The 15,715-nt window shown below is 67.4% G+C and carries 11 protein-coding genes; 5 read left to right on the forward strand and 6 right to left on the reverse strand.

Annotation, left to right across the window (positions count from 1 at the left end; translation table 11 throughout):
- The first annotated feature begins 3 nt into the window (after positions 1-3).
- A complete protein-coding gene (locus ACWGQ2_RS00920; protein ID WP_452013368.1) occupies positions 4-1,467 on the forward strand; it encodes a DUF58 domain-containing protein in 1,464 nt (487 codons plus the stop codon).
- Positions 1,464-3,860 (forward strand): transglutaminaseTgpA domain-containing protein, encoded by a 2,397-nt coding sequence (locus ACWGQ2_RS00925; protein ID WP_452013371.1) that lies wholly within the window; start codon positions 1,464-1,466, stop codon positions 3,858-3,860. Before ACWGQ2_RS00920 ends, ACWGQ2_RS00925 begins: the two co-directional genes overlap by 4 nt.
- A gap of 91 nt (positions 3,861-3,951) precedes the next feature.
- On the opposite strand, the gene ACWGQ2_RS00930 is transcribed toward ACWGQ2_RS00925, so the two are convergent.
- The gene (locus tag ACWGQ2_RS00930) at positions 3,952-5,430 is read right to left on the reverse strand and encodes an NAD-dependent succinate-semialdehyde dehydrogenase (RefSeq protein ID WP_452013373.1); all 1,479 of its coding nucleotides are present in this window, start codon (positions 5,428-5,430) and stop codon (positions 3,952-3,954) included.
- A gap of 141 nt (positions 5,431-5,571) precedes the next feature.
- A complete protein-coding gene (gene rsmI, locus ACWGQ2_RS00935) occupies positions 5,572-6,375 on the reverse strand; it encodes a 16S rRNA (cytidine(1402)-2'-O)-methyltransferase (RefSeq protein WP_452014460.1) in 804 nt (267 codons plus the stop codon).
- A 79-nt stretch (positions 6,376-6,454) separates the two neighbouring features.
- Between rsmI and ACWGQ2_RS00940 the strand changes: the two genes are divergently transcribed.
- Entirely contained in the window at positions 6,455-8,155 is a 1,701-nt protein-coding gene (locus ACWGQ2_RS00940; RefSeq protein WP_452013375.1) for a dolichyl-phosphate-mannose--protein mannosyltransferase, read from the forward strand.
- Between the two features lie 38 nt (positions 8,156-8,193).
- Positions 8,194-10,005: an AMP-dependent synthetase/ligase gene (locus tag ACWGQ2_RS00945; protein ID WP_452013377.1), complete on the forward strand. Its 1,812-nt coding sequence runs from the start codon at positions 8,194-8,196 to the stop codon at positions 10,003-10,005.
- 91 nt (positions 10,006-10,096) lie between these two features.
- On the opposite strand, the gene ACWGQ2_RS00950 is transcribed toward ACWGQ2_RS00945, so the two are convergent.
- Together ACWGQ2_RS00950 and ACWGQ2_RS00955 are read right to left on the reverse strand one after the other, a co-directional pair.
- Positions 10,097-11,602, reverse strand: a complete 1,506-nt coding sequence (locus tag ACWGQ2_RS00950) for a lipoprotein intramolecular transacylase Lit (protein WP_452013379.1) — start codon at positions 11,600-11,602, stop codon at positions 10,097-10,099.
- Between the two features lie 137 nt (positions 11,603-11,739).
- Positions 11,740-12,735, reverse strand: coding sequence for a stage II sporulation protein M (locus ACWGQ2_RS00955; RefSeq protein ID WP_452013381.1), 996 nt, complete (start codon positions 12,733-12,735; stop codon positions 11,740-11,742).
- Between the two features lie 147 nt (positions 12,736-12,882).
- On the opposite strand from ACWGQ2_RS00955, the gene ACWGQ2_RS00960 reads away from it, so the two are divergent.
- Entirely contained in the window at positions 12,883-13,689 is an 807-nt protein-coding gene (locus tag ACWGQ2_RS00960; RefSeq protein ID WP_452013384.1) for an RDD family protein, read from the forward strand.
- Between the two features lie 259 nt (positions 13,690-13,948).
- Here the strand turns inward: ACWGQ2_RS00960 and ahcY are convergent, their stop codons facing one another.
- The gene (ahcY, locus tag ACWGQ2_RS00965; protein ID WP_452013386.1) at positions 13,949-15,433 is read right to left on the reverse strand and encodes an adenosylhomocysteinase; all 1,485 of its coding nucleotides are present in this window, start codon (positions 15,431-15,433) and stop codon (positions 13,949-13,951) included.
- Between the two features lie 13 nt (positions 15,434-15,446).
- Positions 15,447-15,641: a Trm112 family protein gene (locus ACWGQ2_RS00970; protein ID WP_452013389.1), complete on the reverse strand. Its 195-nt coding sequence runs from the start codon at positions 15,639-15,641 to the stop codon at positions 15,447-15,449.
- Positions 15,642-15,715 lie beyond the last annotated feature (74 nt).

Below are 15,715 nucleotides of genomic sequence, written 5' to 3' on the forward strand. Positions count from 1 at the left end.
CCGATGAGGAAGCCCGCGCTGCTCACGGCGAGCAGGCCGGCGCTCACCGGCCGCGGCTGGGGGCTTGTTGGCACCGGGGTTGCTGCACTGCTGGGCGCCCAGATCCTGGGTCGGCGTGACCTGCTGCTGCTTGGGGTATTCCTGATCCTGCTGCCGCTCGTCTCCGCACTGGCGCTTCGGCTGCTGAAGCCGCAGTTTCGGGTGGAGCGGACTTTCACGCCCGGCACGGCGGAGACCGGAACAGCGGTGAACATCTCGCTTGCGGTCCGCCCGGTGCAGCCCTTCGGCGGCACCGCACGCATGAAGGAGGAGCTGCCCGGCCGCTTCGGAGCCAGCCCGGAATTCCGGTTCCCGGCAGCCCGCACCGACCGCAGCTCCACCAGCCGCTATGAGTACCGCCTGAAGTCCTCCCGCCGCGGCCTGTACCGGATCGGACCGGTCAGCGCGGGATTCCTGGACCCGTTTGGGCTGGCCGTGGCGCGGCACACCATCGGCGGCACCGATGAACTCATCGTGAAGCCCGCGCCCGCGGAACTGCCGGCGGCTGTCCTGGACGGCCTGCGCGGCAGCGACGGCTCGGTGTCCACCCGGGTCCAGGGTGTGCCCAGCCAGGACGATGTGACCACACGGGAGTACCGGCACGGAGATCCGATGCGCAGGGTCCACTGGTCCGCCACGGCGCGGCACGGCGAACTGATGGTGCGGCAGGAGGAAACCGTGGCAACACCGCGTGCCACGCTGGTCCTGGATCAGCGCGAGTCCAGCTACGACCAGGGGTTCCTCTCCCCGTTCTGGGCCGAAACCGCTGATGACACCGCTCCGCCCAGTTCCGAGACCTTCGAGTGGGCTGTCTCCGCCGTGATGTCTGTCGGCGCGGACCTGCTGGAACGCGGGTTCGCCGTCCGGATCCTGGATGCATTGGCGCGTCCCGGGCTGCAGCGCTCGCCTTCAGCCGCTGTTCCGGATGCCGAGGTCTTCAGCGGCGCGGCCGCCGTCACCGACCTGGGCGAAGGCCTGGCCGCCCTGGGACTTGAACAGGCCGCGGCAGCGTCTGCAGCACGGACGCTCCGGCCACGGCCCTGGCGTCCGGACAGAGCGCCCTCCCCCGCAGGGGCACACCAGCTCCCCGAGCGGCCCCCTGCAGCGGGACCGGCCAGCCGTGGACCTTTCGGCGATGCCCTGCTGGAAGCCCTGCTGGACGGCCGGCACCGCGGTCCGCTGGTGGTCATCACCGGCACCCTCAGCAGCGAGGATGCCCGCAGGCTGGCACCGGCAGCAGACGCCGTGCCGGCGGCGGTGGCCCTGCTGGTCACCGAACGTCCGGCCGCCGCAGCTGCCCAGCTGGCGCTGCTGCGCTCCGCCGGCTGGACTGCTCTGGCCCTGGACCCCGCCCAGCCCGTAGCGGCAGCGTGGTCCGGTGCCGCCGAACAGGCCGCGGCCCTGTCCCAGCCGGGACACCGGTCATGACGGCCACGCTCGCCCCGCCCCAGCCGCATCAGACCGGCCCAGCGCCCAGTCCACGGCGGACCGGCCAGGCACAGTGGGCCGGCGGAGCAGTCACCTTCGCGGCAGTGATGCTGTGCGCCCTCAGCGTCCACGGAGTGCTCGAAGGGTCTGCCTGGCTGTGGCCGCTGGGGACCGCCGTGGCCGCAGTGGCTGCCGGCACAGCACTGGCGCGCTGGTTTCGGTTCCCGACGGCGCTGGTGCCGGTTGCCGGTCTCGGAGCCCTGACCCTGATTCTGACCATGATGTTCTCCCCTGATGCCGCTTTCCTGGGCATCATCCCCACCGGCGCGACGCTGGAGCGGGCCGGGTCGCTGCTGGCGGGGGCCCAGACCACTGTCATCACCCAGGTCATACCCGTTATCCCGGACACGGGAGTGGTGTTTGTCGCCTGCCTGGCGGTGGGTCTGGTAACAGTCCTGGTGGACACCCTGGCGATCACCCTGCGCATGCCGGCCGCCAGCGGGTTTGGCCTGTTCACCGTGCTGCTGGTGCCTGCCATCATCAAACCGCAGAGCGTGGGTGTTGCCGGGTTTGCGGCCGCTGCTGCCGGCTACCTGCTGATCCTGGCCGCAGGAACGTGGCAGGAGCGCAGGGAACGTGCTGACCAGGGCACAGGGCCGGCTGCTTCCCGCCCCTCCGGACCGCAGGCCGCAGGTGCTGCCGCGATCGGTGCGGGCGCCGTCGTGGCCGCCCTGCTGGTTTCACTGGCCATCCCGGGCTTTAATACCGGCGCGTTCCCCCAGGGCGCCCGGTTCAACTTCCTCAACGGCACCACCGGGCTGAACCCGGTGGTGACCCTGGGCAATGACCTGCGCCAGCCCACCGCAACCGGGCGCATTACCTATGCGACGGATTCCACCCGGCCGCTGTACCTCCGCTCAACCACCCTGGAGGATTTCTCCGGAACCCGCTGGGCGCCCGATACCAGGGAAAACGACCGCCAGTCCGGTGTTGAGGAAATGGCGGCCGCTCCGGCACCGGATGCCGGAATCCCCACGGACACCGTGCAGACCGTGATCAGCTCCCCCAGTTACGCCAGTCCTTGGCTGCTTGCCCCCTACGCCCCGTCCGCGGTGTCCGGGCTTGATGGTTCCTGGACCTGGGATCCGTCCACCATGACCATCCTCTCCGGTACCGGCAACTCGGAGCCGCGCAGCGGCTACCAGGTGATCAGCGAGGCGCCCATCATCACCGGGGAGGCACTCTCCGGAATATCCCCGGCTCCGGCGGACGCCGTGGACCCGATGTTCACGGACCTGCCTGCCAACCTTCCGCAGATCATCCGCGACACCGCCAGGGAGGCCGTGGCGGACGCCCAGGGACCGTACGCTCAGGCACTGGCGCTGCAGTCTTTCCTCCGCGGGCCGGACTTCGACTACTCGCTTGAGGCGCCGGTGGAAGGCGGCTATGACGGCAACGGCATAGACGTCCTGGCCCGCTTCCTGGAGCAGCGTTCGGGGTACTGCATCCACTTTGCCTCCGCCATGGCGGTCATGGCCCGCGAAGTGGGAATTCCCAGCCGCATGGGCCTGGGATACGCCCCCGGGCGGGAAACCGGGTCCACGGTTCCCGGCCCGGACGGCACAGAACTGGATGAGTACGCCGTGGATGCCCGGGACGCCCATGCCTGGCCCGAGCTTTACTTTGAGGGTGCCGGATGGGTGCGCTTTGAGCCCACTCCCTCCCGCGGCGTCGTCCCGGCCTATGCCGCGGCGCGGCAGCAGAATGCGGCGTCCGCAGCACAGTCCGACGACGATCCCCGGGAACTGCAGAATCCGGTTCCGCCGGTGCTCCCCTCCTCCGCGCCGGGTGCTGAGACACAGTCCCAGTCCCTGGCTCCGGAGGAAACTGCAGGAGCGCCCTGGGCCGGTGTCGGCATCGGGATCCTGGTGGCCGCCGCTGCCGTGCTGACGCCGTGGGCGCTGCGCCGGCGCCGCAGCGGGATCCGCAGGCAGGAGCACGCCAGAACCGGCAGCGCGGCCCCGGTCTGGGCTGAGGCGACGGACGTGGCCCAGGACTTCGGCTACCGGGCGCGGACCGCGGACAGTCCGCGCTCCTATGCGGACCGTCTGGCTGTGCAGGCAGAGCTGCCGCAGCCTGCCGCCAATGCACTGGCACGGCTGCGCACTGCCTATGAGGCGGAGGCATACTCCAACCCCGCCGCCGGCACCGGACCGCGGACGGGCAGGTCCGGGGCTGACTGGCAGGACGTGGACAGCCTGCGGAATGCGCTGCGCGCTTCGGTGTCCCTTCCCGTGCGGCTGCGCGCAAGGTTTATTCCGGCGTCGTTCTTCCCTGCGCCCCGGGTACGCACGGCCGAGCGGTCCCCGGCGTCTTCAGTGCCTGAGTCCTGACACAGAAGGTCCCGCTCCCGGGAGACTGAGCTCCCCGGAACGGGACCTTCGACGGGCCGCGGAAGACCGCGCCCGGGACCGCTCGCCCCGGCTAGGCCGTGGGGTCGGCGATGCCGATGTACTGCGTGTAGAGGTATTCCTCGATGCCTTCGTCGCCGCCTTCACGGCCCAGGCCGGACTGCTTGACGCCGCCAAACGGGGCAGCAGCATTGGACACGACGCCGGCGTTGAGGCCCAGCATGCCGGTCTCCAGCTTCTCGCCGATCCGCAGGCCGCGGTTCAGGTCCTCGGTGAAGACGTAGGCGATCAGGCCGTACTCGGAGGCGTTGGCCAGCTTCACGGCCTCGGCTTCAGTGGAGAACGTGATCACCGGTGCCACCGGGCCGAAGATTTCCTCCTGGAGGATCCGGGCGCCGGCGGGAACGTTCTTGAGCACGGTCGGTGCGTAGAAGTAGCCCGGGCCGTCAACGGGAGCGCCGCCCACAACCGCGGTGGCACCGCCGTCGATCGCGTCTTCCACCAGGGAGTGGACCTTGTCACGGGACTTGGCGTCGATCAGCGGGCCGATCTTGGACTCGTCCTCGGTGCCGCGGGCAGTGGTCATGGCCGAGACCTTTGCGGCGAACTTCTCGGAGAATTCGTCGGCAATGTCCTCGTGCACAATGAACCGGTTGGCGGCGGTGCAGGCTTCGCCCATGTTGCGCAGCTTGGCCGCCATGGCGCCTTCAACGGCCTTGTCGATGTCAGCGTCTTCGAAGACCAGGAACGGAGCGTTGCCGCCCAGCTCCATGGAGGTGCGCAGCACCTTGTCAGCGGCGTCGCGGATGAGGCCCTGGCCCACCGGAGTGGAGCCGGTGAAGGAGACCTTGCGCAGGCGGTCATCCTGCATGATCGGGCCGGTGACTTCCCCGGCCTTGGTGGTGGACACCACGTTCAGGACACCGGCAGGCAGGCCGGCTTCCATCATGACGGCGGCGAACAGCTGGGAGGTCAGCGGGGTGAGCTTGGCAGGCTTGAGCACCATGGTGCAGCCGGCGGCCACTGCCGGGGCAATCTTGCGGGTGGCCATTGCCAGCGGGAAGTTCCACGGGGTGATTAGCAGGCAGGGACCCACGGGCTTTTTGGTGACCATAATGCGGGACTTGCCGTCCGGGGCGGTGCCGTAGCGTCCGGTGACGCGGACGGCTTCCTCCGAGAACCAGCGCAGGAACTCAGCACCGTAGGCAACTTCGCCGCGGGCTTCTGCCAGCGGCTTGCCCATTTCCAGCGTCATCAGCAGGGCGAAGTCCTCGGCGCGGGCAGTGACCAGCTCAAAGGCGCGGCGGAGGATTTCGCCGCGGACACGCGGCGGTGTGGCGGCCCAGGAATCCTGGGCGGCAGCGGCGGCGTCCATGGCGGCAGCGCCGTCTTCGGTGCTGGCATCGGCAATGCTCAGCAGGACCTTGCCGGTTGCGGGATCCTCGACTTCGAAGGTCTTGCCGCCGGCGGCGTCGCGCCACTGTCCGTCAATCAGCAGGCCGGTGGGAACCTGGGCCAGCAGTTCGGCCTCGCGTTCAGCGGTTACAGCCATGAGTGAGCCTCCAAAGTATGCGGGTTTACCGGATCACATTCTGTCCAGTGCTGACTTCACGTTAAAGGCCGTGCCGACCAGTGTAAATGCACCCCTGCACAATGACATTTCCAAAACCCTGTGCATTTGGCTAGAACGGCGCTACGGTTTATCCGCCCGGGCGGCCAGCACCGCCGCGTAGAGCTCGCGCTTACTGATCCGGGCATCGGAAGCAATGGTGGCCACCGCGTCCTTCAGCCGGGAACCCTGGGCTATCAGCTCGTTGACCGCACCCACGTGGTCTTCCGGGGCTTCCGGTTCCGCGTCCCCGGCTCCGCCGACGACGACGGCGATCTCGCCCCGGACTTCGCTGGTTTCGGCCCATTCCAGCAGGTCGCGCAGCGGTCCGCGCAGAACCTGCTCATGGAGCTTGGTCAGTTCCCGGGCCACGGCCGCGGGCCGGTCCGAACCAAAGGCGGTATCCAGGGCCCGCAGCATTGGCTCCAGCCGGTGGGGCGCCTCGAAAAAGACCATGGTGCGCTTCTCATGGGCCAGCTCGGACAGCCGTGCCGCACGTTCACCGGACTTCCGGGGCAGGAAACCTTCAAAGCAGAAACGGTCCGTGGGCAGCCCGGAAAGGGCCAGCGCGGTCAGCACTGCTGACGGACCGGGGGCGGCGGTGACCGCGATGGCTTCCGCGGCAGCGGCTTCCACCAGGCGGTAGCCGGGGTCCGAGACCGAGGGCATGCCGGCGTCGGTCACCATCAGCAGCGTGGCTCCGCCACGGACCAGCTCGAGCAGCTCCGGAGTACGTGCCTGCTCATTGTGCTCGTGGTAGCTCATGATGCGGCCTGTGGTGCTGATTCTCAGGGCGCTGACCAGCCGGTGCAGTCGGCGGGTGTCCTCGGCGGCAATTACATCTGCGTGCTGCAGCAGGTCGATCAGCCGGACTGTCGCGTCACCCATGTTTCCGATCGGCGTGGCGGCCAGGACAATCTGGCCGGTGCCTGACCCTGCGCTGCCCCGCTCGGGACGCTCGGCAGTAATGGGCTCCTGGGTTTCGCTGCTGCTGAAGTTCACCCTTCAACCCTACGCGACAGGCTATAGAGTTGAGCGCGTGACCCAGCCCCTGACCTCCGCCCCGGCCCGGGACTCCGCACCGCGGGTGCTGGCTCCGGAGAAGGCCTTCACGGAGGAATCGCTGCGGCTGCGGCTGCTCGGTGCTGCCCTGCCCTCCCGGTACTGGGCCTGGGCTGCCGCGCTGGGCACGGCCCTGCTCGCAGGTGTGCTCCGCTTCGTCCGCCTGGATGAACCCGGCACCCTTGTCTTCGACGAGACCTACTACGTCAAGGACGCCTACTCCTATCTGGTCTCCGGCTACGAACGCGCCTGGCCGGAAGACGCCAATGACTCCTTCGCCTCAGGCCAGCCGGACGTGCTGCTGGAGGGTCCGGAATACGTAGTCCACCCCCCGGTGGGCAAATGGATGATCGCGTTCGGGATGGCGCTGTTCGGACCGGATTCGAGTTTCGGCTGGCGTTTCTCGGCCGCGATGGCCGGCACCGTGACCGTGCTGCTGATCGCCCTGATTGCCTCCCGCCTGTTCAGGTCCGCCCTCCTGGGTGGCACCGCAGGGCTGCTGCTCGCCGTCGACGGGCATCATCTGGTTCTCTCCCGGACTTCACTGCTGGACATCTTCCTCACTCTTTGGGTGGTTGCCGCCTTCGGGGCCCTGCTGCTGGACCGCGACGACGGCCGGCGCCGGCTGGCGCGAAAACTGAGCCAGGCTCCGCGCCGGTTCCCGGGAGGACCCCCGGCCCCCGCCGCCCTTGCCTCCGGACCGTGGCTGCTGTGGCGTCCCTGGCGGCTGGCCGCTGCCCTCTGCCTGGGCCTGGCAGTGGGAACCAAGTGGTCTGCGCTGGCTTTCGTGGCGGTCTTTGGGATCATGACTGTGCTCTGGGATGTCAGCGCCCGGCGCGTAGCTGGGATCCGGTACTGGCGGACGGGTCTGCTGAAAGACGGTGTCCCCGCCTTCCTAACCATCATTCCGCTGGCTGCAGCAACCTACCTGGCCACCTGGACCGGCTGGTTCCTTTCCAGCGGTGGCTACGGACGCCAGTGGGCGCAGTCCAACCCGGCGCCGTCCGGCCTGGAATGGATTCCGGACCCGCTGCGCTCCCTGGCCGAGTACCACCGAAGTGCCTACACCTTCCACAACGGGCTCTCCTCGGAACACTCCTACGAGGCCAGCGCATGGACCTGGCTGTTTATGGGCCGTCCAACGTCCTTCTACTATGAGAGCCCCGATCCTGCCGTCTGCGGAGCGGACACCTGCACCTCTGCAATTACCTCCGTGGGGAACCCGCTGATCTGGTGGGCAGCGCTGCTGAGCCTGGCTGTGCTGCTGGCCTACTGGCTGGGACGCCGCGACTGGCGCGCCGGAGCCGCGCTCTCAGGCATCGCGGCGGGATACCTGCCCTGGTTCGCTTTTCCGGACCGGACCATGTTCTACTTCTATGCCGTCTCCTTTGTCCCGTTCCTCGTTCTGGCTTTGACCTTTACGGTGGGGCTGGTCCTGGGACGGGCGGCCGGTCCACCGCTGCGCAGACGGCGCGGGGCGATCATCGCGGCATGCTTCCTCGCAGCTGTGGTCCTTGTCTCCGCTTTCTTCTATCCGGTCTGGACGGCTGAAATCATCCCCTATTCTGATTGGCGGCTCCGTATCTGGATGCCGAGCTGGATCTAGGTCTCAACGCAATGTGCTTGCACAGAAAGGGAGGACCCGTGCGCGAAGCCTCCACCGGATTGTTCGTGGAGCTCCCGGAAGACTCCAACATCACCGACCTGCTCCTGGCCACGGCTGCCCGGAACCCGGAGCTGGCCCTGTATGCCCGCCAAACCGGTTCCGGCTGGCGTGACGTGAGCGCGGCCCAGTTCCTTGCGGAGGTGCGGGCCGCAGCCAAGGGCCTGCTGGCGCAGGGAGTGCGGCCCGGCGACACCGTGGCGGTGATGTCCGGGACCCGCTACGAATGGACCGTGGTGGACCTCGCGATCTGGTTCGCCGGGGCCGTGACCGTGCCCATCTATGAGACTTCATCGCCAAGCCAGGTTCAGTGGATCCTTTCCGATTCCGGAGCGCGGATCGTTTTCGCCGGCGACGAAAACAAGGCCCGGGTTATCGAAGCCGGTGCAGCCGCAGCGGAGGTGCCGGTCCGGATCTGGAAGCTGAGCGGCGGGGACGGACCGGACACCCTCGCGGCGCTGGCCGCCGCAGGAGAAAACGTGCCGGACGAGGAGCTCGAATCCGTCCGTTCCTCCCGCTCGCTCTCGGACACGGCTTCGCTGGTGTACACCTCCGGTACCACCGGACGGCCCAAGGGATGCAGCATCAGCCACGGCAACTTTGCGCTGTTCGCGGTGAACGTGATTGAGCTGCTCCCGCAAATGCTGAAGCGCCCGGGCGCCAGGACCTTGATGTTCCTGCCCCTGGCCCACGTTCTGGCCCGTGCCGTGCAGGTGGGGTGCCTGGCGGCCGGCGTCACCGTGGGCCACAGCTCTTCAGCGGCTGCGCTGGTCGATGATATGCGCACCTTCCGGCCCACCTTTATGCTGGCCGTTCCCCGCGTCTTCGAGAAGATCTACGCAGGCGCCCAGGAGAAGGCAGCTGCCGCCGGCAAGGGGAAGCTGTTTGATTCGGCGGCCTCCACCGCCGTCGCCTATTCCGAGGCGGTGGACAGCGCTGCACGCGGCGGGGCGGGACCGTCCCTGGCGCTGCGCCTGCGCCACGCGGCCTTTGACCGGCTCCTCTACCCCAAAGTGCGGGCAGCGTTCGGCGGAGACATGGACATCGCCATCTCCGGGGCAAGCCCGCTGAGCCCACAGCTGGCGCACTTCTTCCGCGGCGCCGGCATCGCTGTCCTGGAAGGCTACGGCCTCACGGAGACCACTGCCCCGGCCTCGGTCAACACCATCCCCCTGACCCGGGTGGGCACGGTTGGCCTGCCGATGCCGGGCAACGCCATCCGCATTGCCGACGACGGCGAGGTGCTGGTACGCGGCGTCGGTGTCTTCACCGGCTATCACCGGAATCCCGAGGCGACCGCCGAAGCGTTCAGCGGCGAATGGTTCCACACCGGAGACCTCGGCACGCTGGACGAGGACGGGTTCCTGAAGATAACCGGCCGCAAGAAGGACCTCCTCGTCACCGCGGGAGGCAAGAACGTGGCTCCCGGCCCGCTTGAGGAGAAGGTCCGTGAGCACCGTCTGGTTTCCCAGGTGGTGGTGGTCGGCGAAGGCAGGCCCTTCGTGGGTGCCCTGGTAACGCTCGACGACGAGGCGCTGGCTCTCTGGTGCCGCGAAAACGGCGTCGATCCCTCAGCTGCCCCGGCGGAGCACCCGCAGGTCCTGGCGCAGGTCCAGGAGGCCGTGGACGCCGCGAATGCCACCGTGTCCCGGGCCGAACAGATCCGCCGTTTTACCGTGCTGCCGCGTGACTTTTCCCTGGACGGCGGACATGTCACAGCCACGTTGAAGCTGCGCAGGCAGGCGGTCATCGCCGACTTCACCGCCGAGGTGGAGAAGCTCTACACGAAGTAGTCTCCGCCTCCAGGTGCGTCACCACGCAAAAACAGCCAAGGCCCGTCTTCACGGGCCTTGGCTGTTTTAGTCTGGCTGCGGCTGCTGCCGGTTAGAGCGCCTCGAGTGATTCAAGGTAACGGCGCCGGCTTTCTTCCCGGGCCAGCCGGGAACGTTCGCGGCGCTTCTTAGTAGGCCAGGTAAACACCATGACCAGGAGGCAGACCAGCAGCACGATCCCGGCTATGGCCGCTCCGGCGTCCATCCAGAACTGTGCCGGGAAGAGCCGGATGAGAGTGTCATCCAGCCGGAAGGTCCAGTTGCCCTGCGCAAAGAAGATGCTGTGGACCAGCGTGAAGAACTCCTCCCAGGCGAGCACTGCAGCAACAAGCAGTCCGGCAATGATGGCCAGGGTGGCCACGGCTCCGGCGAAGAGGGCGCGGCGGATTCCGCCGGGGCAGCGGCGGGCCAGGTAAAGGCCGCCGGCAAGGCTGAGCAGAGCCATTCCCAGCGCGGTCAGGAAGGCCAGCGTCAGGACCGTCTTCACGTCAGCCATGTGGGACACTTCGCTGGCCAGGTACAGCGGATCACCGTCCGGAGTCACCAGGTCCCCGAGGTAGCGGGGGGAAGCGAAGTTCAGCAGGTAGTCCACGGCGTAGGAGCCGTATGTCATGCGGTCATCGGTGCTAAACCCAAAGCTGTCGGCCGGGAAACCGGGGCGGTTGTATTCAATCCACAGGAATACAGGTGTTGCCACGGCGCGGATGGCAGCCGCCAGCAGCATCACCGGGAAGAACACGGCAATTGCCACCTGGATGATCCGGCCAAGGACGGGTTTGGCGGCGGCAGCCCGCTCCCGCTCGGCGCTGCGCCGTGCAGCTTCCTCGGTGGAGATGGCGGGGTCGGTGTCAGCCGGCTGCCGGGTCTCAGGTTCGCTCGTATCCGGCTGTCCCGTGACCGGCTGTTCAGCTGTTCCCGGCCCGTACCAGGGACCGCCTGCGGCGGCGGTAGGGTGGGGGGCGTCTCCCGGCACTGCGTCGTCCGGAGCGCCGGCAGCCGGACGTGTATTTGCGGCTGCTTCCTTGTCCGCGCCCGTTTCATCCGCCGCAGAAGCATCCACCGGGGCGGCAGCGTGCTCTGCGGGCGTACCGTCGGTGCCGTAGCGGCTCAGGTCCGGCATGATGCTGGCAGCACGCATGGGCAGGGTGCTGCGCTGGGCCAGGGAGGGGTGTCCGCCGGGCACCTCTTCGCGTCCGGGACGGGCCTTTGACTGCGGCGGTTCCGGAGCGGGATGAGCTGCGCCGGTTCCGGGCGTTCCCGGCGTCTGCGCATCAGCCCGGTCAGTGGATGTATCCGCAGACGCGGCCTCTGCGGCTTCATCCGGTTTCCCGGCTGACACCTCTGTTTCCGGCGTGGTTCCAGCAAGCCCGGCAAACTCAGCATCCCAGGCGTCGTGTTCTGCCGGGTCGTCCTCGCGGGAGCCCTCAGCGGCCTTGCCGCTGACTATGGTCTCGCTGGCATCGGACGGGCCTGTGCCGCGCCCGTCCGGCGTCTGGCCTGCGGGGACGCCTTCCGTAGTGGGGTCTTGGTCCTGGCTTGCCACTGCTTCGTCTCTCATCCCAATCCTGTATGAAGTCACCGGTGTGGTGGGGGTGTTTCCGGTTCCGTCCTTCATAGACACTACCGGCCGCGGGACCCCGAATCGAAGGAGCCACCCCGAACCGGTGCAACAGCTTTTTGGGCCTCCAGCGCCGCTTAAGCCGACCGGACGGTAGCTTCTCCGGCGTCACGCGCCAGCAGGTCGCCGCGGAAACCTGCGTCGAAGGCACGCTTGCCCAGGATCATCGTGTAGGCCCAGTAGCCAGCCAGCACCAGGGCGCCAATGGAGATGCGCAGCCAGTCCGGCAGCGAACTTGGAGTCACAAAACCTTCCACCAGGCCGGAAATGAACAAAACCACTACCAGCCCCAGAGCCACGGTCATCAGCGATCTGCCTTCCTGGGCCAGGGCGGTGACCCGGGTTCTGGGCCCGGGAGCAACCAGCGCCCAGAAAATGTGCAGTCCGGCGGCCGCGGCAATAAAAATGGCGGTCAGCTCCATGAACCCGTGCGGGAGGACGAAGAGGAAGAAGGTATCCAGCTCCCCGAAGGAAGCCATGGTGCCGGCGGCCGTTCCAACGCCGACGGCGTTTTGGTACAGAATGTAGGGCCCCCAGATTCCGGTGACTCCGAACGCCACCGCCTGCAGCGCAATCCACGCGTTGTTCGTCCAGACCATACCGGCGAAGGACGCGGCGGGATTCTCCGAGTAGTAGCTGGCGAAGTCCGACTCGACGTACTGCCGCAGCTCGGCATCCGTGCCCATCGCAGCCAGGACACCCGGGGTGTTAACCACCCAGTACGCGCTCATGGCCGAGACCAGGACAAACAGCGCCCCGATAATCACAGTCAAGATTCGTACCCGGTAGAACGCGGCCGGAAGCGAATAGACAAAAAACCCGGCCAGGTCCTCCAAGAAATTTGAACGGGCCCCGGTGAATCGGGTCCTGGCGCGGGAAAGGCGCATGGACAGCGCGGCGGAGAGCGCTCCTTCCGGAGCCACGGACCGGACCACGGACAGGTGGGTGGAGGCACGCTGATAGAGCTGCAGCAGTTCATCGGCCTCGGCACCGCTGAGGCGGCGGCGGGCAATCAGTTCATCAAGCCGCTTCCAGTCCTGGCTGTGTACGGCGGCGAAGGCATCCAAGTCCACGCCTCCACCCTAACCGGCACGGCGTCCTGACCTGCATCTGCCTCCCGGTGCAGGCATGGGTAAAGTGGGACCCCAGAGAAGAAGGCACCGCTGCGGGACACACCGGCGGAGTCTCAGGTGGCCGTTCGGGTGGAAGCAGAGGCAGGCATGAGCACGGTAGTGACCGGTGAGGCCGTAGTCCTGGAACTGCGTCCCGCGTCCTTCGCGGCCCGCGCACTCAGCTGCCTGATCGACGTCGTCGCCCAGCTTTTGCTGCTGCTGCTCCTGTTTTTCCTCATCGGCAACACCCTGGACGGTTCGCTGGACCCGGCGCTGACCCGGGCCCTGCTGCTGACCAGCGTGGTTCTCATCCTGGTGGTGGTTCCGGTTGCGGTGGAGACACTCACCAGGGGCAAATCGCTGGGCCGGCTGGTCATGGGGCTGCGCATAGTCCGCGACGACGGCGGTGCTGTGCGCTTCCGCCAGGCCTTCACCCGCGGGATCCTTGCGGTGCTGGAAATCTACATGCTGGCCGGATCCCTGGCATTCATCGTTGCGGTGTTCAACGAGAAGTCCAAGCGGCTCGGAGACATGCTGGCAGGAACGTACTCAATGCGTGAACGGGTGCAGGCACCCCCGCCCCCGGCCGTGGACATGCCCGCAGAACTTGCGCCGTGGGCGGAGCTAGCAGACATCGGCCGCCTGCCCGATCCGCTCTCCCGGAGGGTGTCCCGCTTCCTGGCCCAGTCCGGCAGGATGGCGCCGGCAGCCCGTTCCTCCATGGCCGGCTCGCTGGCCACCGAAGTGTCTGCGTTCGTTTCCCCGCCGCCTCCCGCCGGAACCTTCCCCGAGACCTATCTCCGCGCCGTCACCGCGCAGCGGAGGGAGCGCGACTACTTGCGCCTGAGCGCACAGCATGACCGGACCCAGCGGCTCGGCCAGCGGCTTCACCGGCTTCCCTTCACGGACGCTTAGCCGTACAGCACCCCGGTGAGGACGGAAGCTACAGAGCACACACGTCCTACTTCCCGGACTACGCCCCTGAGCCCCCGGGGCCGGGCCAGGTCCGGGCTCCGCGGCCCGCCGTCGTCCAGGTCTACCGCGATACGGAACCTTCCCGCCGTCCCGGGCGGCACTGACCGGCTGGTTCCCCCGGACAAACAGACAGCCGTGCCGCTTTCCGAAGAAGCGGCACGGCTGTCTGTGCTGTTGCGTTGGGGCGCAGCGGTGCGGTCTAGTACCGGTAGTGGTCCGGCTTGTACGGACCGGCCACGTCCACGCCAAGGTATTCGGCCTGCGGCTTGGTCAGTTCGCTCAGCTCAACGCCCAAGGCACCGAGGTGCAGGCGGGCAACCTTCTCGTCGAGGATCTTCGGCAGCACATACACCTGGTTGGCGTACTCCGGAGTGCCGTCCTCCTTGTTCTGCCCGTGCTTGGTGAACAGCTCGATCTGGGCGATGGTCTGGTTCGCGAAGGAGTTGGACATCACGAAGGACGGGTGCCCGGTGGCGTTGCCCAGGTTCAGCAGGCGGCCCTCGGAAAGCACGATGATGCTGCGCTGGTTCTCGGTTCCTTCGTCGAAGATCCACTCGTGGACCTGCGGCTTGATCTCCACCTTGCGGATGCCGGGCACCCGGGCCAGGCCGGCCATGTCAATCTCATTGTCGAAGTGGCCCACATTGCCCACGATCGCCTGGTGCTTCATCTGTGCCATGTGGGAGGCCATGATGATGTCCTTGTTACCGGTGGTGGTGATGAAGATGTCACCCTGGCCCACAACTGATTCAAGGCGTGCCACCTGGTAGCCGTCCATCGCGGCCTGCAGCGCACAGATGGGGTCGATTTCCGTAACAATGACGCGGGCTCCCTGGCCGCGCAGCGCTTCGGCTGCGCCCTTGCCTACGTCCCCGTAGCCGCAGACGACGGCGACCTTGCCGCCGATCAGCGTGTCGGTGGCACGGTTCAGGCCGTCCGGCAGCGAGTGGCGGATGCCGTACTTGTTGTCGAACTTGGACTTGGTGACCGAGTCGTTGACGTTGATCGCCGGGAAGAGCAACTGGCCGTCAGCAGCAAGTTGGTAAAGCCGCAGCACACCCGTGGTGGTTTCCTCCGTGACGCCGCGGATGCCCTTGGCGATTTCCGTCCACTTGCCCGGAGCCTCGGCCAGTGACCGGCGGAGGGTGTCCAGGATGACCGTGTACTCGTAGGAGTAGTCGGGGTCATCCTCGCTGGGGTTGGCAGGGACGGCGCCTGCTGCTTCGAATTCAACGCCCTTGTGCAGCAGCAGGGTGGCGTCGCCGCCGTCGTCCAGGATCATGTTCGGCCCGCCGGAGCCCTCAGGCCAGGTGAGGATCTGCTCGGCGGTCCACCAGTATTCCTCGAGGGTCTCGTTCTTCCAGGCGAAGACCGGAACACCCTTGGGGTCCTCCGGAGTTCCATCTCCCACGACGACGGCGGCAGCGGCCTCGTCCTGTGTGGAGAAGATGTTGCAGGAGGCCCAGCGGACCTCGGCGCCGAGAGCAGTAAGGGTCTCGATCAGCACGGCTGTCTGCACGGTCATGTGAAGGGAACCGGCAATCCGGGCACCGGCCAGCGGCTGGCTGGGACCGAATTCGCGCCGCAGCGCCATCAGCCCGGGCATTTCATGCTCCGCCAGGCGGATCTGGTGGCGGCCGGCTTCGGCCAGGGACAGGTCAGCTACTTTGAAATCGATGCTCACAGGTTTGCGGTCCTCAGTTCTCAGTGTTGTCGGCCGGGGCGCCGGATGCCGGCAGCAGTACCGGGATGCCCTCTTCGATGGCATAGCGAACGGGCTTGCCGTCCGGTCCGGGAGCGGTGGAAACGAGTTCGTTCCCCTCCTGCCTCAGGGGTGAATGGGTCTGCGGGCAACGCAGGACATTCAGGAGATCGGCGGTCAGGTTAGCCATGGCTGCGGCACTTCCTTGCGAAACGGTTGACTGGTCACGGCCGCGGTTCATCCCCGGCTGATGCCTCCAGCCTA

The sequence above is a fragment of the Arthrobacter sp. NPDC055585 genome (assembly GCF_053619115.1).